This window comes from Brachybacterium sp. AOP43-C2-M15, assembly GCF_052446295.1.
In the GTDB taxonomy this organism is placed as follows: Bacteria; Actinomycetota; Actinomycetes; order Actinomycetales; family Dermabacteraceae; genus Brachybacterium.
The window spans coordinates 390,735-409,893 of record NZ_JBQSWB010000002.1 but is presented as its reverse complement, the minus strand read 5'-3'; the positions used below and the strand labels follow the sequence as shown (position 1 = coordinate 409,893).

General features: G+C 71.3%; 16 protein-coding genes. 10 read left to right on the top strand and 6 right to left on the bottom strand.

Going from position 1 to position 19,159, the window contains the following annotated elements:
- Positions 1–74 precede the first annotated feature (74 nt).
- The 4 genes from ACT3SP_RS03865 to ACT3SP_RS03850 all read left to right on the top strand — a co-directional run bounded on the left by ACT3SP_RS03865 (position 75) and on the right by ACT3SP_RS03850 (position 7,577).
- Positions 75–767 (top strand): DUF3159 domain-containing protein, encoded by a 693-nt coding sequence (locus ACT3SP_RS03865; RefSeq protein ID WP_444585927.1) that lies wholly within the window; start codon positions 75–77, stop codon positions 765–767.
- A gap of 180 nt (positions 768–947) precedes the next feature.
- Positions 948–2,270, top strand: a complete 1,323-nt coding sequence (locus tag ACT3SP_RS03860; protein ID WP_444585913.1) for a class I SAM-dependent RNA methyltransferase — start codon at positions 948–950, stop codon at positions 2,268–2,270.
- 265 nt (positions 2,271–2,535) lie between these two features.
- Positions 2,536–5,337, top strand: a complete 2,802-nt coding sequence (gene acnA, locus ACT3SP_RS03855; protein ID WP_444585912.1) for an aconitate hydratase AcnA — start codon at positions 2,536–2,538, stop codon at positions 5,335–5,337.
- A gap of 278 nt (positions 5,338–5,615) precedes the next feature.
- A complete protein-coding gene (locus ACT3SP_RS03850; RefSeq protein ID WP_444585911.1) occupies positions 5,616–7,577 on the top strand; it encodes a 1-deoxy-D-xylulose-5-phosphate synthase in 1,962 nt (653 codons plus the stop codon).
- 18 nt (positions 7,578–7,595) lie between these two features.
- On the opposite strand, the gene map is transcribed toward ACT3SP_RS03850, so the two are convergent.
- The 5 genes from map to ACT3SP_RS03825 form a co-directional block, all read right to left on the bottom strand.
- Positions 7,596–8,417 carry a type I methionyl aminopeptidase gene (map, locus tag ACT3SP_RS03845; protein ID WP_444585910.1) on the bottom strand — a complete coding sequence of 274 codons (822 nt, stop codon included), beginning with the start codon at positions 8,415–8,417 and terminating at the stop codon, positions 7,596–7,598.
- On the bottom strand, positions 8,414–9,460 hold the full coding sequence (locus ACT3SP_RS03840) for a COX15/CtaA family protein (RefSeq protein WP_444585909.1): 1,047 nt from the start codon (positions 9,458–9,460) through the stop codon (positions 8,414–8,416). The genes map and ACT3SP_RS03840 overlap by 4 nt, the downstream gene beginning before the upstream one ends.
- 87 nt (positions 9,461–9,547) lie before the next feature.
- Positions 9,548–10,357: an ABC transporter permease gene (locus ACT3SP_RS03835; RefSeq protein WP_444585908.1), complete on the bottom strand. Its 810-nt coding sequence runs from the start codon at positions 10,355–10,357 to the stop codon at positions 9,548–9,550.
- A complete protein-coding gene (locus tag ACT3SP_RS03830; RefSeq protein ID WP_444585907.1) occupies positions 10,354–11,277 on the bottom strand; it encodes an ABC transporter ATP-binding protein in 924 nt (307 codons plus the stop codon). The genes ACT3SP_RS03835 and ACT3SP_RS03830 overlap by 4 nt, the downstream gene beginning before the upstream one ends.
- Positions 11,278–11,365: 88 nt before the next feature.
- Entirely contained in the window at positions 11,366–12,427 is a 1,062-nt protein-coding gene (locus ACT3SP_RS03825; RefSeq protein ID WP_444585906.1) for a glutathione S-transferase family protein, read from the bottom strand.
- Positions 12,428–12,782: 355 nt separating this feature from the next.
- Between ACT3SP_RS03825 and ACT3SP_RS03820 the strand changes: the two genes are divergently transcribed.
- The 6 genes from ACT3SP_RS03820 to ACT3SP_RS03795 all read left to right on the top strand — a co-directional run bounded on the left by ACT3SP_RS03820 (position 12,783) and on the right by ACT3SP_RS03795 (position 17,865).
- The gene (locus ACT3SP_RS03820; RefSeq protein ID WP_444585905.1) at positions 12,783–13,520 is read left to right on the top strand and encodes a helix-turn-helix transcriptional regulator; all 738 of its coding nucleotides are present in this window, start codon (positions 12,783–12,785) and stop codon (positions 13,518–13,520) included.
- Positions 13,517–14,944 carry a Fe-S cluster assembly protein SufB gene (gene sufB / locus ACT3SP_RS03815; protein ID WP_444585904.1) on the top strand — a complete coding sequence of 476 codons (1,428 nt, stop codon included), beginning with the start codon at positions 13,517–13,519 and terminating at the stop codon, positions 14,942–14,944. Before ACT3SP_RS03820 ends, sufB begins: the two co-directional genes overlap by 4 nt.
- Positions 14,944–16,266, top strand: coding sequence for a Fe-S cluster assembly protein SufD (gene sufD / locus ACT3SP_RS03810; protein ID WP_444585903.1), 1,323 nt, complete (start codon positions 14,944–14,946; stop codon positions 16,264–16,266). Before sufB ends, sufD begins: the two co-directional genes overlap by 1 nt.
- Complete coding sequence (locus ACT3SP_RS03805) at positions 16,266–16,604, top strand: non-heme iron oxygenase ferredoxin subunit (protein ID WP_444585902.1); 339 nt, start codon at positions 16,266–16,268, stop codon at positions 16,602–16,604. The genes sufD and ACT3SP_RS03805 overlap by 1 nt, the downstream gene beginning before the upstream one ends.
- A 72-nt stretch (positions 16,605–16,676) precedes the next feature.
- Positions 16,677–17,432: a Fe-S cluster assembly ATPase SufC gene (gene sufC, locus ACT3SP_RS03800; protein WP_444585901.1), complete on the top strand. Its 756-nt coding sequence runs from the start codon at positions 16,677–16,679 to the stop codon at positions 17,430–17,432.
- A gap of 100 nt (positions 17,433–17,532) precedes the next feature.
- On the top strand, positions 17,533–17,865 hold the full coding sequence (locus tag ACT3SP_RS03795; RefSeq protein WP_444585900.1) for a metal-sulfur cluster assembly factor: 333 nt from the start codon (positions 17,533–17,535) through the stop codon (positions 17,863–17,865).
- A gap of 111 nt (positions 17,866–17,976) precedes the next feature.
- On the opposite strand, the gene ald is transcribed toward ACT3SP_RS03795, so the two are convergent.
- Complete coding sequence (gene ald, locus ACT3SP_RS03790; protein WP_444585899.1) at positions 17,977–19,092, bottom strand: alanine dehydrogenase; 1,116 nt, start codon at positions 19,090–19,092, stop codon at positions 17,977–17,979.
- Between the last annotated feature and the right edge of the window lie 67 nt (positions 19,093–19,159).

The following is a 19,159-nucleotide window of genomic DNA, read 5'->3' as shown; positions in this document are numbered from 1 at the left end:
AGACCGGCTCCCCGCCGCCCGACCCCGCGCAGCCCGGCCCGACCTCGTCGGGCCCCGGCGACAACGCACCCGAGATCCCGCAGTCCACGCAGTCCTCGCAGTCCGCGCCGTCGGACGGGGCGCCGGGCTCCTCCCGACGCGGCGGTCTCGGCGCGGTCCTCCAGGAGGAGGAGTTCTCCGTCGCACAGGCCGTCGGCGGCCGGCGCGGGATCGCCGAGTCCGTGCTGCCCACCCTGCTGTTCGTGGTGCTGTTCGTGGTCACCCGCTCGGTGGCGGTCGCAGCGGGAGGCGCGGTCGCGGTCGTGGTGGTGCTCCTCGTGGCGAGGATCGTCCAGCGCCAGAGCCCCGCCACCGTGCTCGGAGGTCTGCTCGGCGTCGCACTCGGCGCGGTGCTCGCGATCCGCTCCGGGGAAGGATCGGACTTCTACTGGCCCGGCATCGTGATCAACGCGGTGACCCTCGCGCTCCTCCTCACCACCCTGGCGCTCCGTCGGCCGCTGGTGGGGATCCTCGTGGGTCTCCTGGACCCCCGGGTCCAGGACTGGGCCCAGGACCCCGAGGCGCGGCGTGTCTACTCGCGCGCCACGCTGCTGTTCGTGGTGCTCTACGCGGCCAAGCTCGGGGTGCAGCTGCCCCTGCTGCTCACCGGGCAGGTGGCCGCCCTCGGCGCCGCCAAGATCGCGATGGGCCTGCCGGCGTTCGCCGTCATCGCGTATCTGGTCTGGCTCATGCACCGCGGTCTGCTCGCGCGCCGCGAGCAGACCTGAGCACGTCCGCGCACGGCGCGCTCCGCGGCCCGCGCGGCGGCACGTGCGCGAGGGGCGTCCACTGGATGAGATGATGGACGCCGACGGGGCCCCTGCACGGTCGCGGACCGCCGGGCCCCACCCTTGATCGAGAAGTCATGTCCCGCGTCGCCCCGGTGCGGACAGGAGGAGAGCGGACCGATGACCCCGGATCCCGAACGCGCGCCCAGCAGCCCGGCCCTCGCCGGCCGTCTCCTCACCCTCACCGTCGGCATGCCCGCCGCCGGCGGCACCTTCGTGGCCCGCCACGAGGGGCGCGTGGTCTTCGTGCGCGGCACCGCTCCCGGCGAGACCGTGACCGTGAGGCTGCTCGAGGACCCGCAGGAGCAGGCCTCCGCCCGGTTCTGGCGCGCCGAGGCGCTGGACGTGCTCGAGGCCGGGGTGGATCGGGTGCCGTCCGTCTGGGACGAGGCGGGGGTCGACGGCGTCGGCGGCGCCGAGTGGGCGCACATCGCCCTGCCCGCGCAGCGCCGGATCGCTAGCGAGGTGCTGCAGGAGCTGCTGCGCCGCGCCGGGGTGAGCAGCTTCCCCATCGAGCAGGTGCAGGTCGAGCCCGCACCGCACGACGCGGACGGTCTGGCCTGGCGCACCCGGGTGCGCTATGCGGTGGACGCCGACGGACGGGTCGGGATGCGCGGCTGGCGCTCCCACGACGTGCGTCCGGTGGGTGAGGATCCGCTGTCCGCGCAGGCGGTGCGCGAGCTGCGGCTGGGGGAGTGGACCGCCCCCGAGGGCACCGAGGCGATCGATGCGGTCGCGCCCTCCGCCGGCCCCGCCTCGGTGGTGCTCATCGGTCGCGACCTCGATCCCGACGACGTGGTGATCCCGCAGAGCTGGGGCGACGCCGATGTCGCGGTGCGCACCTCCCGTGGCATGGTCCCGCTGCGCGGGGACGCCACCGTCCACGAGCGCGTGGGCGAGCGGATGTTCACCGTCGGCGCGACCGGCTTCTGGCAGTCCCACCGCCGCGCCGCCGAGCTGCTGTCCGAGGTCGTCGAGTCCTCGCTGCGGGCGCCCCGCGGAGGCAGCGCCTGGGACCTCTACGGCGGCGTCGGCCTGTTCTCGGCCGTGGCGGCCGAGCAGGTGGGACGCGACGGCTCCGTCGTGTCCGTCGAGGGCAACCGCCGTGCCTCGCAGCTGGCCGTGCAGAATCTCGAGGACCTCCCCCAGGTCTCGACCGCCACCGCGGACGTCACGGACTGGGTGCGGGCTCGGCGCGGCGGGGTCGACGCCGTGGTGCTGGACCCTCCGCGCAGCGGTGCCGGTGTCGAGCTGATGGGACTGCTCGCCGCGGCCGTGCGGCAGCGGATCGTGTACGTCTCGTGCGAGCCCTCGACCCTGGCCCGCGATCTCGCGGCGATCGAGAAGAAGGGCTGGCGGGTCGCCGACCTGCGGGCCTTCGACCTGTTCCCGCACACGCACCACATCGAGTCGGTCGCCGTGCTCGAGCGGGCCGAGGGCTGATCCCGCACGCGGCGGCGGGAGCCGCCGCTCTCGGCGATCGCGACACGCGGCGCTCAGCTGACGACCTGTCAGCTCGTGAGCCCCGATCGTGGTACTATTTATCTTGACTTCAAGATACTTGGAAGACCCGTGTCGGTCCCGTCCGACATCCCCCGCCGTCGACCTGCGCGGACATCGTGCCGTCGCGAGGTCCGCATTCGTCCGCCCGGCGCGGTCGACGCGCCTACGATGGAGGGGTCACCTCAACACCAAAGGAGTTCGCCTGATGAGCACTGTCGACTCATTCGCCGCGAAACAGGATCTCTCGGTCAACGGCACCGACTACGAGATCTACGCGCTCGATGCCGTGGAGGGCGCCGACAAGCTGCCCTACAGCCTCAAGATCCTGCTCGAGAACCTGCTGCGCACCGAGGACGGGGCGAACATCACCGCCGACCACGTCCGCGCCCTGGCGGGCTGGGAGGCCTCGGCCGATCCGTCGGTCGAGATCCAGTTCACCCCGGCCCGCGTGATCATGCAGGACTTCACCGGCGTCCCCTGCGTCGTCGACCTCGCCACCATGCGCGAGGCCATGCAGGACCTCGGCGGCGATCCGGAGAAGATCAACCCGCTGGCTCCCGCGGAGATGGTCATCGACCACTCGGTGATGATCGACGTGGCCGGTCGGCTCGACGCGCTCGAGCAGAACATGGAGCTCGAGTACGAGCGCAACCGCGAGCGCTACCAGTTCCTGCGCTGGGGCCAGACCGCTTTCGACGACTTCAAGGTCGTCCCCCCGGGCACCGGCATCGTGCACCAGGTCAACATCGAGTACCTGGCCCGCACGGTCATGACCCGCGAGGTGTCCGTCGACGGTGGGGCGCCGGTGCTGCGGGCGTACCCCGATTCCTGCGTCGGCACCGACTCCCACACCACCATGGTCAACGGCCTGGGCGTGCTGGGCTGGGGCGTCGGCGGGATCGAGGCGGAGGCCGCGATGCTCGGCCAGCCGGTCTCCATGCTCATCCCGCGCGTGGTCGGCTTCAAGCTGACCGGCGAGATCCCTCCGGCCGCGACCGCCACCGACGTGGTGCTGACCATCACCGAGATGCTCCGCAAGCACGGCGCGGTGGGCAAGTTCGTCGAGTTCTACGGAGACGGCGTCGCCCAGGTCCCGCTCGCCAATCGCGCGACCATCGGCAACATGAGCCCCGAGTTCGGCTCCACCTGCGCGATCTTCCCGGTCGACGAGGTCACCGTGGACTACCTGCGTCTCACCGGCCGCTCCGAGGAGCAGCTCGCGCTGGTCGAGGCCTACGCCAAGCGCCAGGGCCTGTGGCACGACCCCTCGAAGGAGGTCGAGTACTCCGAGTACCTCGAGCTGGACCTCTCCACCGTGGTCCCCTCGATCGCCGGACCCAAGCGTCCCCAGGACCGCATCGTGCTGTCCGAGGCGAAGGAGTCCTTCCGCGAGGTGCTGCCGTCCTACGCGAACGACGACGAGGGCACGGAGAACGGCGCGGACATCGCGGGCTCGTTCCCGGCCTCGGATCCTGCCGCGCAGAGCTCGGACAACGAGTCGGGAGGCTCGGCCCCCGAGCACCAGCACGTGGTCGGCCGCGCCTCGAACCCGGTCCAGGTCAAGGGCGAGGACTTCTCGATCGACCACGGGATCGTCTCGATCGCGTCGATCACCTCGTGCACCAACACCTCCAACCCTTCGGTGATGATGGCCGCCGGTCTGCTCGCCCAGAACGCGGTGGACCGCGGGCTCGCCGCCAAGCCGTGGGTGAAGACCTCCATGGCGCCCGGCTCGCAGGTGGTCACCAACTACTACACCAAGGCGGGCCTGTGGCCGGCGCTCGAGGGGCTGGGCTTCCACCTGGTCGGCTACGGCTGCACCACCTGCATCGGCAACTCGGGCCCGCTGTCCCCGGAGATCTCCGAGGCCATCGCCGAGAAGGACCTCGCCGTCACCGCGGTGCTCTCGGGCAACCGCAACTTCGAGGGCCGCATCAACCCCGACGTGAAGATGAACTACCTGGCCTCGCCGCCGCTGGTCATCGCCTACGCACTCGCGGGCACGATGGACTTCGACTTCGAGAACGACGCGCTCGGACAGGACGCCGACGGCGCAGACGTCTACCTGCGCGACATCTGGCCGAGCCCCACCGACGTGGAGCGGGTCATCGGCGAGTCGATCTCGCAGGAGATGTTCACCGAGGACTACAAGGACGTCTTCACGGGCGACGAGCGCTGGCGCAGCCTCGAGACCCCGGAGGGTGCGACCTTCGCGTGGGAGGACGAGTCCACCTACGTGCGCAAGCCCCCGTACTTCGAGGGCATGGGCGCCGAGCCCTCTCCCGTGACCGACGTCGAGGGCGCACGGGTGCTGGTCAAGGTGGGCGATTCGACCACCACGGACCACATCTCGCCCGCCGGGTCGATCAAGCTCGACTCGCCGGCCGGCCGCTACCTGCAGGAGAACGGGGTCGCTCGCAAGGACTTCAACTCCTACGGCTCGCGCCGCGGCAACCACGAGGTCATGATCCGCGGCACCTTCGCGAACATCCGCATCCGCAACCAGCTGCTGGACGGCGTCGAGGGCGGCTACACGAAGAACTTCCTGACCGGTGAGCAGGAGTTCATCTACGACGCGGCCCAGGCCTACGCCGAGCAGGAGGTCCCGCTGGTGGTGCTCGCGGGCAAGGAGTACGGCACCGGGTCCTCGCGGGACTGGGCGGCCAAGGGCACGAAGCTGCTCGGGGTCGAGGTCGTCATCGCCGAGAGCTTCGAGCGCATCCACCGCTCGAACCTCATCGGCATGGGCGTGCTGCCGCTGCAGTACCCCGCCGGGGAGAGCGCCGAGTCCCTCGGGATCGACGGCACCGAGACCTTCTCCGTCACCGGGGTGACCGCCCTCAACGACGGCCCCGTGCCCAAGACGGTCCAGGTCGTGGCGACCAAGGAGGACGGGACCGAGGTGCGGTTCGACGCGGTCGTGCGCATCGACACCCCCGGCGAGGCGGACTACTTCCGCAACGGCGGCATCCTCCAGTACGTGCTGCGCTCGCTCGTCGCCGCGTGAGCGACAGAGCCTGAGGCCGCTGCACCGAGGCTCTCGACGGCGCCCCGATCCCCGCCGGGATCGGGGCGCCGTCGCGACCGAGGGTGCTCCGTCGGCGACCACGTCGCCTCGTCACATGCACCGATGCGCGGACCGTGCGCACCACGATGCACACCTCCGTGCGGGCCCGTGAAACACCGGTGAAGATATGCACAGATGTGACCACGTCGACCGTCGTCACAGGTCAGCACGACGTACGCTGAGCGAGTCCCAGCCCCGAGATCGAGGGAGGATCGCGCGTGTCCACGATCCACGAGCAGCGCATGCCCACGGACGCGGCCGTCCCCGAGGAGGTCGTCATCCCGGCCGATCCGACGGCTCTGCGGGCGCTGCCCGCGACGGCGCTGCCCGGTCTCGCGCGCACCCTGCGGCGCCGACTGCTCGAGATCACCTCCCGCACCGGAGGGCACCTCGGCCCGAACCTCGGGGTGGTGGAGCTGACGCTCGCCCTGCACCGCGAGTTCGACTCGCCCCGTGAGGCGATCGTCTTCGACACCGGTCACCAGGCCTACGTGCACAAGATGCTCACCGGCCGCGCGGAGCTTCCCGGGCTGCGCACCGCCGGCGGCCTCTCCGGCTACCCGGACCGCCGCGAGTCCGCCCACGACGTGGTCGAGAACTCCCACGCCTCCGGTTCGATCGCCTGGGCGCACGGCATCGAGCGGGCACGACGGCTCGCGGACGACCCCGCCGTGGCCGTCGCGGTGATCGGGGACGGCGCCCTCACCGGCGGTGTCGGACTCGAGGCGCTCAACGCACTCGGCTCGGACCGCGGCTCCCGCACCGTGGTGGTCCTCAACGACAACACGCGCTCCTACGCGCCCACCGTCGGCGGGCTGGCCGCGCACCTCCAGGGCCTGCGCGGGGGAGCGGTGGCTGCGGGCGAGGACCTGTTCACCGCGCTCGGCCTGACCTACCTCGGCCCGGTGGACGGCCACGACCACGGTGCGCTGGCCGAGGCGCTGCGTGCGGCGCGAGCAGCGGCGGAGGATCCCTCCCGAGCCGGTGTCGTGGTGCACGTCCTGACGCGCAAGGGGGCCGGTTTCGAGCGCGCAGAGTCCGACGTCCTGGACCACTGGCACGCCACCGGCCCGTTCGCGATCGAGCCCCCGACGATCGCGGAGGTGTTCCCCCCGGTCGACGCCCCGGCGCCCTCGACTACGTGGACCGCGCGGTGCGGTGCCGCCGTGCTGGACGCGGCGCGTCGGGATCCGCGCGTGGTCGCGCTGAGCGCGGCGATGATCGACCCCGTGGGGCTCACCCCGATGCAGCGCGAGCTGCCCGCGCGCGTGCTCGACGTCGGCATCGCCGAGCAGCTCGCCCTCGACACCGCCGCCGGGCTCTCGCGCGGCGGTGCGCGCCCGGTGGTCTCCCTCTACTCGACCTTCCTCAATCGCGCCGTCGACCAGCTGCTGCTGGACGTCGCGCTCCACGAGGAGGACGTCACGATCACTCTCGACCGCGCCGGCGTGACCGGCGACGACGGCCCCAGCCATCACGGCATCTGGGACCTCTCGGTCTCCGCGCAGATCCCCGGGCTGTCCCTGTGGGCACCGCGCGACGGCGAGCGGCTCGACGAGGCGGTGCCCGCGGCGCTCGCCGCCCCCGGCGCTTCCGTGGTCCGCTTCCCCAAGGGGGCCTGTCCGGAGCCGATCGGGGCCATCGGTCGTCTCGCCGCCGGCGACGTGCTGCACGGTGATCCCGGTGTCCCCGTCGATGTTCTGGTGGTGTCCGTCGGGGCGCTCGCGCAGCGGGCCGTCGAGGCCGCCCGGTCGGTGGCCATGAGCTCTGCGGCGACGCGCTCTGCGGCCGCGCACGCCTCGGCCAGGGCCGTCGGCGCACGCTCCGACGAGAGCCGGCCGGAGCGCTCACCGCAGGAGCCCAACATCGTGGTCCTCGACCCGGTGCAGGCGCTGCCGCTGAGCGACGCGCTGCTCGAGATCGCCCAGAGCGCCCGTGCCGTGGTGACCCTCGAGGACGGGGTGGCCGAGCGCGGCATCGGTGCGGCGCTCGCTGTCCGGCTCGCCCAGCGTGCCACGCTCTCCCGGCCCGCCCCGGCGATGCGCGTGCTCGGCGTCGCCCAGGAGTTCATCGCCCACGCCAAGCGTGATGCGATCCTCGCCGCGCACGGACTGGATGCGGAGGGGATCGCCGCAAGCCTCCGCGAGGTGCTGGGCGAGGAGCCCGCGGCGCAGCGCTGAGCGGCCGCGCCGAGCGATTCAGCCGAGCGAGCTGCGGGGAGCGGGGTCGTCCGTCCTGGCGGTGAGGATGATCGGCGGGCCGTCGGTGACCTGCAGGGTGTGCTCCGCATGCGCCCCGCGCGATCCGTCGGCGGAGAGCTGGGTCCAGCCGTCCCGCTCGTCGACGACCAGCTCGGCCGTGGTCGGGACCAGGAACGGCTCGACGGTGATCAGCTGCCCGGCCACCAGCTCCGCCCCACCGCCGGGGGTCCCGTGATTGGGAACGAACGGGGCCTCGTGCATCGTGCGTCCCACGCCATGGCCGCCGAAGCGGTCGTTGATGAGATAGCCCAGCGACTGCGCCTCGGTCATCACCGCATGGCCGATGTCGCCGACCGTGCTCCCGGCCCGCACCTGGTCGATGCCGGCCCACATCACCTGCTCGGTGTCGCGGATCAGCTGCAGGTCCTCGGGACGCGGGGTGCCCACCGCGATGGTCAGGCAGGAGTCGGCCACCCAGCCCTCGACTTCGACGGCGAAGTCGAGCGAGAGCAGGTCGCCGTCCTCGAGCACCCGGTCGTGGGGCCTTCCGTGCAGCACGCCGTGGTTCAGGGAGGTGCAGATGACATAGCCGAAGGGCGAGGCCCCGAAGACGGGGTGGTAGTCGATGTAGCAGCTGGTCGCGCCGGCCTCGCGGATCATGCGATGCGCCTCGGCGTCCACCTCCAGCAGGTTCCAGCCCACCTCCACGACCTCGCGCAGGCGCGAGAGGACCGAGGCCACGAACTCGCCCGCGGGACGGGCCTGGGCCTCGGTGGGCAGCTCCTGGGTCGAGCTGCGTCGGCGTCGGCCGAGGATCATCGTGCCTCCGTGGTGCCGAGGGTCGTGGTGCCGTGGGCGCCGTCCTGGTCCCGCGGCGCGGGATCGAGCACCTGCCAGGTGACCAGGCGCGCCCCCACCCAGGCGATCGCCGCCGCGAACACGGCAGCCCCGATCAGGTGCAGGAAGACCACCAGCTCGGGAAGGCCGAGGAAGTACTGGACGTAGCCGATCACGCCCTGCACGAGGGTGAGGGCGAGCAGCCACCAGGCGGCGCCGATCGCCTCGCGCCGTGCGCGCGAGCGGTGCAGGACCACCAGGAGCGCGGCCAGCAGCGCGCAGAACACGTACACCGCGATGGCGTGGACGCGCGAGGCCACGACGGGATTCATCGCGATCCGGGTCACCTCGCCGGCATCCCCCGAGTGTGGGCCGGTCCCGGTGACGACCGTGCCCAGCACCAGGATCACGAAGCCCACCGCGGCCAGCGGGACGAACACCGCCGCGGCACGGGCGGGGACCGCGAGGCGCGTCCGGCCGTCGCCGTCGTAGAGGCGGACCAGGAGCACCATCGACACGGCGCACAGCAGCGGGGAGATCAGGAAGTGCGGGCTCACCAGCCCGGGATGGAGATCGAACCAGACCACGAAGGCGCCGACGACCGCCTGCACGGCCGTGCCGATCAGCGGCACGCAGGCCAGGACGCGGAAGCCGCGTCCCTTGTGACCCAGCCAGCGCCAGCTCACCAGCAGCACGGCGATCGCGAACACGCTCAGCACCCCGGTCAGGGAGCGGTTGCCGAACTCCACGAAGGGGTGGATCCCGGCCTCCATGGTCAGCTGCGGGGTGAACTGTCCGGGTTCGCAGTTCGGCCATGAGGAGCATCCCAGCCCGCTCGCGGTGAGCCGCACCGCGCCGCCGGAGAGGATGATCCCCATCTGGCACAGCAGGTTCCCCCAGAACACGAACGCGGCCACTCGGGCGCGGCGGCGCGGACCCCAGCCGGTGAGACGGGAGTCGGGCAGCGTGGTGAGGCGCCCGTGGCGCTCGGGCGAGCGCGGGGCTGCGGCGGCGGGGCGGGACATGGGCCCGAGTCTAGATTCCGCGTCGGGGAGTTCGCTGATCGATGGGGACGGATGCGACCGACGCCGCATCGGACCGGCCGAGACGGCTCAGCCGTCCGTCCAGCGGAACCAGCGCATCACGGCGAGGATCCCGGCGCCCGCCCAGGCCAGCAGCACCACGGCCGAGCCCGGTGAGAAGGGTCCCGAGGCCATGCACGCCCGCATCAGCTCCCCGAGCGCTCCCGAGGGCAGCAGGTCCACCAGACCGCCGAGGATCCGCGGATAGGCCGCGGTCGGGAAGGCCACGCCGCCGACGGCGACGAGGAGAACGAAGACGAGGTTGGAGACTGCGAGCACCGCCTCGGTGCGCAGCACGCCGGCGATCAGCAGGCCCAGGGAGCCGAAGGCCACCGTGCCCACCACCCAGACCGGCACCAGGCCCGCGAGTCCGGCCGCCTCCGGTCGCCATCCGATGATCAGGGCGATGAGGCCGAGGACGAGCACCTGCAGCACGTGCGTGGCCAGCGTCGCGAGGATCTTGCCGGCGAGATAGCCGCCGCGGCCGAGCGGAGTCGTCGCCACCCACCGCAGCACGCCGTTGCGCCGGTCGAAGCCGGTGAGGATGGCCTGGGAGGTGAAGGACGTGGAGATGAGGGCGGTGGCGAAGGTCGCCGCGACCGCGGTGTCGATCGCGGGCACCCCGTCGATCCTGCCCAGCGGGAGGAGCCACAGACCGATCAGCACCATCGCCGGCAGGGCGACGGCGACGGTCAGCTGCTCCCCGTTGGACAGCAGCACCCGGGCCTCCAGACGGGCGTGGGCGAGGACCCGGCGCAGCGGGGGAGCCGGGCGCGGGGCGCGGTCCGTGCCCGCGGTGCCCGAGGTTCCCGAGGTGATCGGGGCGGTCGGGGTGGTCATCGGATCGTCTCCTCGCTCGGGGCGCTGCCGCTCGCCGTGGCCGCCCGCCCGTGCGCGACCTGATCCCGATCCTGGTCCATCAGGTCCAGCAGCACGGACTCGAGATCGGCGGCTCCGCCCGAGGTGACCTCGAGACTCGCGCCGTGGCGGGCGGCGACCGCGCGCAGGTCCGCTTCGAGGGCGGGGGCCACCCGGGGGTCGACGCCGGTCGCGGTCGCCTGGACCACCATGGCGCCGTCCGCCGCGCGGTGATCGCTGATCACGTCCTGGACCGAGCCGGTGGCGAGCACCCGTCCCCGCGCGATGACGCGGACCGCATCGGCCAGTCCCACCACGTCGTCCATCAGGTGGGTGGTGAGCACGACGGCGGTGCCGGTCCGGGCGAGACCCCGGATCAGCTCCCGCACCCGGCGGCGGATGGAGGGGTCCATCCCGGCGGTCGGCTCGTCGAGGAACACCAGATCGGGTCGCCCGATGATCGCCAGGGCGAGGGCCAGGCGCTGCCGCTGGCCGCCGGAGAGCCGCCGTACCAGCGTGCGCGCGAAGGTGTCGATGCCGAGGTGCTCGGCGACCTCGTCGACGTCGAGCGGTGCGGCGTGGAGGCTCGCGCCGTAGCGCAGCAGCTGCAGGGCCGAGGCGCCGGAGGCGAGGCCGCCGTCCTGGATCATCACCCCGACGCGGGCCCGATGCTCCGGTGACCCGCGCCACGGGTCGACACCCAGCACCCGGACCGTGCCGGAGTCCGGGCGCAGCAGGCCGGTGGCGCACGAGATCGCGGTGGTCTTGCCCGCGCCGTTGGGGCCGAGCAGCGCGGTGACGGCGCCGCGCTCGGCGGTCAGGCTCAGACCGTCCAGGGCGCGGACGGCGCCGTAGCTGAGGGCGAGGTCGGTCGCGACGAGGGCGGGGGAGTGGTCGTCCATGGCGCGCACCATCGTAGGCCGGGGCGCGCGGGGGCGGGCACCGGACGTGAGCGACCGATCATCGGTGCCCGGGCGCGCACCGCTGCGCTCAGCGACCGGTGAGGTGCAGCGGGGTGTGGGCGGGATCGACGACCTCGGCCGACAGCGGCGCCTCCGGCGCGGTGCCGCCCGCGCCCCAGGGGTCGCTGTCGAAGCGGTCGCGATCGTGAGGAACGAGCAGAGGCTCCAGGTCAGGACCGAGAGGCACCACCTGGGTGGGGTTGATGTCCTCGTGCACGAAGTAGTAATGGCGCTTGATCTGCGCGAAGTCGACCGTGTCGCCGAACCCCGGGGTGGTGAAGAGGTCCTTGGTGTAGTTCCACAGGTTCGGCATGCTCGCCAGCGGCTGGCGATTGGCCTTGAAGTGGCCGTGGTAGACGGGGTCGAAGCGGATCAGTGTGGGGAACAGGCGGATGTCGGACTCGGTGATCGAGGGGCCCAGGAGGTAGCGGCTGCGGCTCAGGCGCTCCTCGAGCTCGTCCAGCGCCGCCCAGAGGGAGCGGTACTCCTCCTCGTAGACGTCCTGGGAGCCGGCGAAGCCCACCTTGTAGACGCCGTTGTTGACGTGGTGGAGCATCCACGCGTTGAGGGCGTCGATCTCCTCGCGGTGCGCGGCCGGGTAGAGGTCCGGGGCACCGTCGCGGTGGTGCTCGGTCCACTCGGTGGCGAGATCGAGGGTGATCCGCTGGAAGTCGTTGGTGACCACGGCACGGCTCGGCACGTCGACGATCGCGGGCACGGTGATCCCGCGCGGGTAGTCGGGGAAGCGCGCGAAGTACGCCTGCTGGAGGCGCTCGTGGCCGAGCACGGGATCCACTCCGCCCTCGTCGAGGTCGAAGGTCCAGCTGCGCTTGTCATGCGTGGGGCCGGGCATGCCCACCGACAGCGCGCCCTCGAGCCCCAGCAGACGTCGCGAGATCAGGGTCCGGTTGGCCCAGGGGCAGGCGCGCGCGGCGATGAGCCGATACCGGCCGGCCTCGACCGGCCAGCCGTCGCGGCCGTCGCGGGTGATGCGGTCGTCGATGTAGGTCATGTCGCGGTCGAACGCCTTGCCGACCTCGACATAGGTCCCGCGGGTGGAGTGCTCGTTCGTGGAGTGCTCGGGGGCCATGGGGCATCCCTTCGATGGAGGTCGTGACACCACCACGGTAGTTGAAAGCGAACATATATGAAAGGGTCGTCGTGGGGCGGCGGGCCGGCAGTGCTGCCGAGCGGCGGTCCGGCAGCGCCGCGGCGCGGCGGGTCGGCCGTGCGGGCGCGGTGGCGACGAGGCGGATCGCCGAGAGCATCAGGAGCCCTGGTCGGACGCCCCCTGGGGCGGCGGGGGTGTCGCCGGCCGGTCGTGCCGCAGGGGGAAATCTGCAGGTAAGGGCACCCTTCGTGCTGTGAGGCACAGCCCTCTCGGCGGTATTTGGAAAGCCTTCTGTTGTAAAATGATGGGAGCCGACGGACGGGAGGAGGCCACGATGACTGCACCGGAGAGCGAGCCCGGCGTCGCGCAGACCACGCGGGACCGTCTCGTCGAGGCGATCTCGACCCACGGCCCGATCACGGCACGCCAGCTCGCAGAGCGATTCGGGCTCACCAGCGCCGCGGTGCGTCGTCATCTCGCCGCCCTCGAGGCGGAGGACGTCATCGCCGAGCACGAGGTCCCCGTCGCGCATCGAGGGCGCGGACGTCCGAGCAAGTCGTTCGTGCTCTCGCACTCCGCCCACGAGGGCCTGCCCGGTGGATACGACGAGCTGGCCGTGATGGCCGTCGACGAGCTGGCACGCCTCGGCGGCGATGAGGCGATCACCGCTCTCGCGGAGCGTCGCATCGCGGACTGGGAGAGCCGTCTCGCCCAGCACGTCGCGGAGCGCGAGGAGGGCGGCGAGAGCGTCACCGTCGCGCGCAGGCTCGAGCTGCTCGCCGAGATGCTGACGGAGCGGGGGTACGCCACCACCGTGCGGCCGCTCCACGTGCCTCTCCCCGCCGCCGGGGCGCACTCGGGGTCGAACCCGCGTACCCTCGTCACGGCCCAGCTGTGCCACGGGCACTGCCCTGTCCTCGACGTCGCCGCAGATCATCCAGAGCTGTGCGAGGCCGAGACCCGCGTCATCTCCCGCATCATCGGAGCCCCCGTCCAACGCCTCGCCACCCTGGCGCAGGGGGCTCACGCCTGCACGACCCACATTCCGCTCACCGAGGGAAGGACACCATGACGAGCGCACCTGAGAAGCTGACACAGGACGAGATCATCGGCTCGATCGGCCAGTACGCCTATGGCTGGCACGACGAGGACTCCGCCGGCGCGAGCGCGCGCCGCGGGCTGTCCGAGGACGTGGTGCGGAACATCTCCGCCCGCAAGGACGAGCCCGAGTGGATGCTCGAGCGCCGCCTGAAGGCCCTGAAGCTGTTCGACAAGAAGCCGTTGCCCACCTGGGGCCCGGACCTGTCCGGCATCGCCTTCGACCACATCAAGTACTTCGTCCGCTCCACCGAGAAGCAGGCCACCTCCTGGGAGGACCTGCCCGAGGACATCAAGGAGACCTACGACCGTCTGGGCATCCCCGAGGCGGAGAAGCAGCGACTGGTCGCCGGCGTCGCCGCGCAGTACGAGTCCGAGGTCGTCTACCACCAGATCCGCGAGGACCTGGAGGAGCAGGGCGTCATCTTCCTGGACACCGACACCGCGCTCAAGGAGCACCCGGAGCTGTTCAAGGAGTACTTCGGCACCGTCATCCCCTCGGGCGACAACAAGTTCTCCGCGCTGAACACGGCCGTGTGGTCCGGCGGCTCCTTCGTCTACGTCCCCAAGGGCGTCCACGTCGAGATCCCGCTGCAGGCCTACTTCCGGATCAACACCGAGAACATGGGCCAGTTCGAGCGCACGCTGATCATCGCCGACGAGGGCTCCTACGTGCACTACGTCGAGGGCTGCACCGCCCCGATCTACACCTCGGACTCGCTGCATAGCGCCGTCGTGGAGATCATCGTGAAGAAGGATGCGCGTGTCCGCTACACGACCATCCAGAACTGGTCGAACAACGTCTACAACCTGGTCACGAAGCGCACCACCGTCGAGCAGGGCGGCGTCATGGAGTGGGTCGACGGCAACATCGGCTCGAAGGTCACCATGAAGTACCCGGCCGTGTGGCTGATGGGCGAGCACGCTCGCGGGGAGACCCTCTCGGTCGCCTTCGCCGGCGAGGGCCAGAACCAGGACACCGGCTCGAAGATGGTGCACATGGCGCCCCACACCTCGAGCTCGATCGTGTCGAAGTCGGTCTCCCGCGGAGGCGGGCGCAGCTCCTACCGCGGCCTGGTCCAGGTCATGCCCGGCGCCGAGCACTCGGCCTCGACCGTGCTGTGCGATGCGCTGCTGGTCGACCAGATCTCGCGCACCGACACCTATCCCTATGTCGACGTGCGCGTCGACGACGTCCAGATGGGCCACGAGGCCACCGTCTCCAAGGTCTCCGAGGAGCAGCTCTTCTACCTGATGAGCCGCGGCCTGGAGGAGACCGAGGCGATGGCGATGATCGTGCGCGGGTTCATCGAGCCCATCGCCCGCGAGCTCCCGATGGAGTACGCCCTGGAGCTGAACCGCCTGATCGAGCTGCAGATGGAAGGAGCAGTCGGCTGATGACGACCACTGATGTGAAGGGTGCCGAGAACGCCGGGGACCCGAGCGCCAACGAGGCCGTGGGCCATGCGGCAGGAGCCGCGCCGGTCGCCGCCGGGGACGCCCTGGAGGGCGCGGAGACCACTGCCGCGCCCGAGCTGGAGGAGGAGAACCTGAGCCTTCCGGGCCAGGAGGTCTCCGCCGCCCACGCCGCCCTGAACCGCGGAGCGCGCAAGCGCTCCTTCGAGGTCGCCGACCACGAGGTCCCCCGGAGCCACGTCGAGGAATGGCGCTTCACCCCGCTGCGCCGCTTCGCGCCGCTGTTCCAGGACGTCGCCACCGACGACCGCGAGGGCGATCCCGCGGTCGACTACCAGGTCGAGGTGCCCGAGGGCGCCCCCGCGATCGCGACCCTCGCGCCCGGCCAGGCCCCGCGCGGCACCGTCCTGGTGCCCGAGGACCTGCCCACCGCGGTCGCCTCGGCGCGCACCGAGCAGGCGCTGCACCTGGTCGCCGCGAAGAACACCGCCTACGACGAGCCGTTCCGGGTGGACATCACCGGCCGGGGCGCGGATCGCCGCGGCAACGCGCACATCGTGCTCGAGGCCGAGGAGTCCTCCTCGGCGACGTTCGTGCTGAACCACACCGGCTCCGCGCAGTACGCGCAGAACGTCGAGATGATCGTGGGCGACAACGCCCACATGATCGTCATCAGCCTGCACGACTGGGACGACGACGCGCTGCACATCGCCACCCACCACTCCCGCGTGGGGCGCGACTCGACGCTCAAGCACGTCGCCGTCACGCTCGGCGGCAGCGCGGTCCGGCTGAACTCGATCGGCGAGTACTCCGCCCCCGGCGGCGAGATCGAGAAGCTCGGCCTGTACTTCTCCGACGAGAACCAGTTCTTCGAGAACCGTCTCTTCGTGGACCACAGCGCACCGCACTGCACCTCCAACGTCGCCTACAAGGGCGCGCTGCAGGGAAAGAACGCACGCTCCGTGTGGGTCGGCGACGTGCTGATCCGCAAGGAGGCCGAGGGCACCAACACCTACGAGCTCAACCGCAACCTGGTGCTCACCGAGGGCGCTCGCGCCGACTCGGTGCCGAACCTGGAGATCGAGACCGGCGAGATCGAGGGCGCCGGCCACGCCGCCGCGACCGGTCGTTTCGACGACGAGCAGCTGTTCTACCTGCGCGCCCGCGGCATCCCCGAGGTCGAGGCCCGACGTCTGGTGGTGCGCGGCTTCTTCGCCGAGATCATCCAGCAGATCGACGTCCCCGAGATCCGCGAGCGGCTCTCCGCCTCCATCGAGGACGAGCTCGCGCGGAGCATGAACTGATGTCGGACGCCTTCGTCCCCGTCGCCGCCCTGGCGGACCTCGCCCCGGGCGAGGCCCTCGACGTCGTCGCCGATGGCATCGAGATCGCCCTGGTGCGCGACGAGGACGGCGGCGTCCACGCCCTCGAGGACCTCTGCTCGCACGACGAGATCGCGCTGAGCGACGGCGACGTCGAGGGCCGCACCATCGAATGCTGGAAGCACGGCAGCCAGTTCGACCTGGTCACAGGTCGTCCGCTGCAGCTGCCGGCCGTCCTTCCCGTGCGGGTCTTCCCCGTGCGCATCGACGAGAGCAGCGGCGCGATCCTGGTGGATCCGACCGCGGCCCCCGCCACCTGATCACCCCGGGCACCGCTCTGCGGCGCCCGACCTCACGATGTCACCAGCACCTCTGGTCAAGGAGAACCACACATGTCGATCCTGGAGATCAAGAACCTCCACGCCACCGTCGATACCCCCGAGGGCACCAAGGAGATCCTCAAGGGCGTCGACCTCACCATCAAGGCCGGCGAGACCCACGCGATCATGGGACCCAACGGCTCGGGCAAGTCCACCCTGGCCTACGCGGTCGCCGGCCACCCCAAGTACGAGATCACCGAGGGCGAGGTCACGCTCGACGGCGAGGACGTGCTCGAGATGAGCGTCGACGAGCGCGCCCGCGCCGGTCTCTTCCTCGCCATGCAGTACCCGGTCGAGGTCCCCGGCGTCACCGTCTCGAACTTCCTCCGCACCGCCAAGACCGCGGTCGACGGCGAGGCCCCCTCGCTGCGCACCTGGGTCAAGGACGTCAAGGGGTCGATGAACGACCTCAAGATGGATCCGGTCTTCGCCGAGCGCAACGTCAACGAGGGCTTCTCCGGCGGCGAGAAGAAGCGCCATGAGATCCTCCAGATGCAGCTGCTCAAGCCCGGTATCGCGATCCTCGACGAGACCGATTCCGGCCTCGACGTCGACGCGCTGCGCGTGGTCTCCGAAGGCGTGAACCGCGCCAAGGAGCAGACCGACGTGGGCATCATGCTGATCACCCACTACACCCGCATCCTGCAGTACGTCACCCCGGACTACGTGCACGTGTTCGTGGGCGGCCGGATCGCCGAGCAGGGCGGGCCGGAGCTGGCCGAGCGCCTCGAGGCCGAGGGCTACGACCGGTTCCTCGTCGGCGCCTGACGCCCCCGCCGATCCATCCCGGGACTGCTCCCGGGACGGATCGGCACCCACCCCACGCCCGGGGGCGAACGCACCGCCCCCATCCCTCCGGGAGGATGCCATGACCGATCAGAAGACCCCCGACGCCACGGTGAGCGCCGAGGACGTCATCGAGGCGATGAAGGACGTCATCGATCCCGAGCTCGGGATCAACGTCGTCGATCTCGGCCTCGTCTACGGCGTGACCGTGGACGACGGCGACGCCGTCGTCGACATGACGCTGACCTCCGCCGCCTGCCCGCTGACGGACGTGCTCGAGGAGCAGACCTTCGCGGTGCTGGACCCGATCACCGAGTCCCACCGCATCAACTGGGTGTGGATGCCGCCGTGGGGCATGGAGAAGATCACCGAGGACGGCCGCGAACAGCTGCGCGCCATCGGCTTCAACCTCTGAGCTGCAGCGATCGAACGCAGGGGCCCCGGGCATGCCCGGGGCCCCTGCGTGTGGGAGCGCGCCCGCTCTGCCGTCGTGCGCCCAGCCGTCGCGCGTTCAGCGGAGGGGCACTCAGCCGAGGACGGCCTCCGCGGGAGCGACCTCGAGGCCGTGGGCCTCGCCGGTGCCCGCGTGGGTCAGCGTCCCCTCGTGGGTGTGCAGACCCTTCGCGAGCGAGTCGTCGGATCGCAGCGCCTCCCGCCAGCCGTTGCCCGCGATCTTCAGGATGTAGGGCAGGGTCGCGTTGTTCAGCGCCGCCGTCGCGGTGACCGGCACCGAGCCCGGCATGTTCGCCACGCAGTAGTAGACGGCCTCATGGACCTGGAACGTCGGGTCGTCGTGCGTGGTGGGACGGGAGTTCTCGAAGCAGCCGCCCTGGTCGATCGCGACGTCGACGAGCACCGAGCCGGGCTTCATGGTCGAGACCATCTCATCGGTCACCAGCTTCGGCGCCTTCTTGCCCGGGATCAGCACGGAGCCGACCACGACGTCCGCCCGACGGATCTCCTCGGCGAGCTCGAGGGACGTCGAGTAGCGGGTGAGGATGCCCCCGTGGTGCATCGTGGCGATCTGCCCGAGCCGGGCGACGTTCAGGTCCATCACCGTCACGTTCGCGTGCAGGCCGTGCGCCATCATCGCCGCCTGCTCGCCGACCACGCCCCCGCCGAGCACCAGCACGTTCGCCTCGGTGGTGCCGGGAACACCGCCCATCAGCACCCCGGAGCCGCCCAGCGGCGACATCAGGTGGTAGGCGCCGACCTGCGCCGCCAGTCGCCCCGCGATCGCGCTCATCGGCGCGAGCAGCGGCAGTGAGCGATCGGGCAGCTGCACCGTCTCGTAGGCGATCGAGGTGGTGCCCGAGGCCAGCAGCGCGTCCGTGAGTTCCCGGTCGGCGGCGAGGTGCAGGTAGGTGAAGACGATCTGCCCCCGGCGCAGCCTGGCGTGCTCGGCGGGGAGCGGCTCCTTGACCTTCACGATCATCTCGGCCTGCTCCCAGACCTCGTCGGCGCTCGCGAGAACCCGGGCACCGGCCGCCTCGTAGTCCGCGTCGCTGACGCGCGAACCCACCCCGGCGCCCGCCTCGACCACGACCTCATGGCCGCGGGCGACGAGCTCGTGGACGCCCGCGGCGCCCAGACCCACCCGGTTCTCGTTGTTCTTGATCTCCCGGGGCACCCCGATGCGCATGTCCAGCCTCTCCGCCGTCGTCGTCGGCCCTGGTCCGAGCCGCTGGGGCCAGCATGTCATCACTGTG

Coding starts and splice junctions, on each gene's coding strand:
- ACT3SP_RS03860 (WP_444585913.1), top strand. CDS start 948: ATGACCCCGGATCCCGAACGCGCGCCCAGCAGCCCGGCCCTCGCCGGC.
- acnA (WP_444585912.1), top strand. CDS start 2,536: ATGAGCACTGTCGACTCATTCGCCGCGAAACAGGATCTCTCGGTCAAC.
- map (WP_444585910.1), bottom strand. CDS start 8,417: ATGATCCTCGGCCGACGCCGACGCAGCTCGACCCAGGAGCTGCCCACC.
- ACT3SP_RS03840 (WP_444585909.1), bottom strand. CDS start 9,460: ATGTCCCGCCCCGCCGCCGCAGCCCCGCGCTCGCCCGAGCGCCACGGG.
- ACT3SP_RS03835 (WP_444585908.1), bottom strand. CDS start 10,357: ATGACCACCCCGACCGCCCCGATCACCTCGGGAACCTCGGGCACCGCG.
- ACT3SP_RS03830 (WP_444585907.1), bottom strand. CDS start 11,277: ATGGACGACCACTCCCCCGCCCTCGTCGCGACCGACCTCGCCCTCAGC.
- ACT3SP_RS03825 (WP_444585906.1), bottom strand. CDS start 12,427: ATGGCCCCCGAGCACTCCACGAACGAGCACTCCACCCGCGGGACCTAT.
- ACT3SP_RS03820 (WP_444585905.1), top strand. CDS start 12,783: ATGACTGCACCGGAGAGCGAGCCCGGCGTCGCGCAGACCACGCGGGAC.
- sufB (WP_444585904.1), top strand. CDS start 13,517: ATGACGAGCGCACCTGAGAAGCTGACACAGGACGAGATCATCGGCTCG.
- sufD (WP_444585903.1), top strand. CDS start 14,944: ATGACGACCACTGATGTGAAGGGTGCCGAGAACGCCGGGGACCCGAGC.
- ACT3SP_RS03805 (WP_444585902.1), top strand. CDS start 16,266: ATGTCGGACGCCTTCGTCCCCGTCGCCGCCCTGGCGGACCTCGCCCCG.
- sufC (WP_444585901.1), top strand. CDS start 16,677: ATGTCGATCCTGGAGATCAAGAACCTCCACGCCACCGTCGATACCCCC.
- ACT3SP_RS03795 (WP_444585900.1), top strand. CDS start 17,533: ATGACCGATCAGAAGACCCCCGACGCCACGGTGAGCGCCGAGGACGTC.
- ald (WP_444585899.1), bottom strand. CDS start 19,092: ATGCGCATCGGGGTGCCCCGGGAGATCAAGAACAACGAGAACCGGGTG.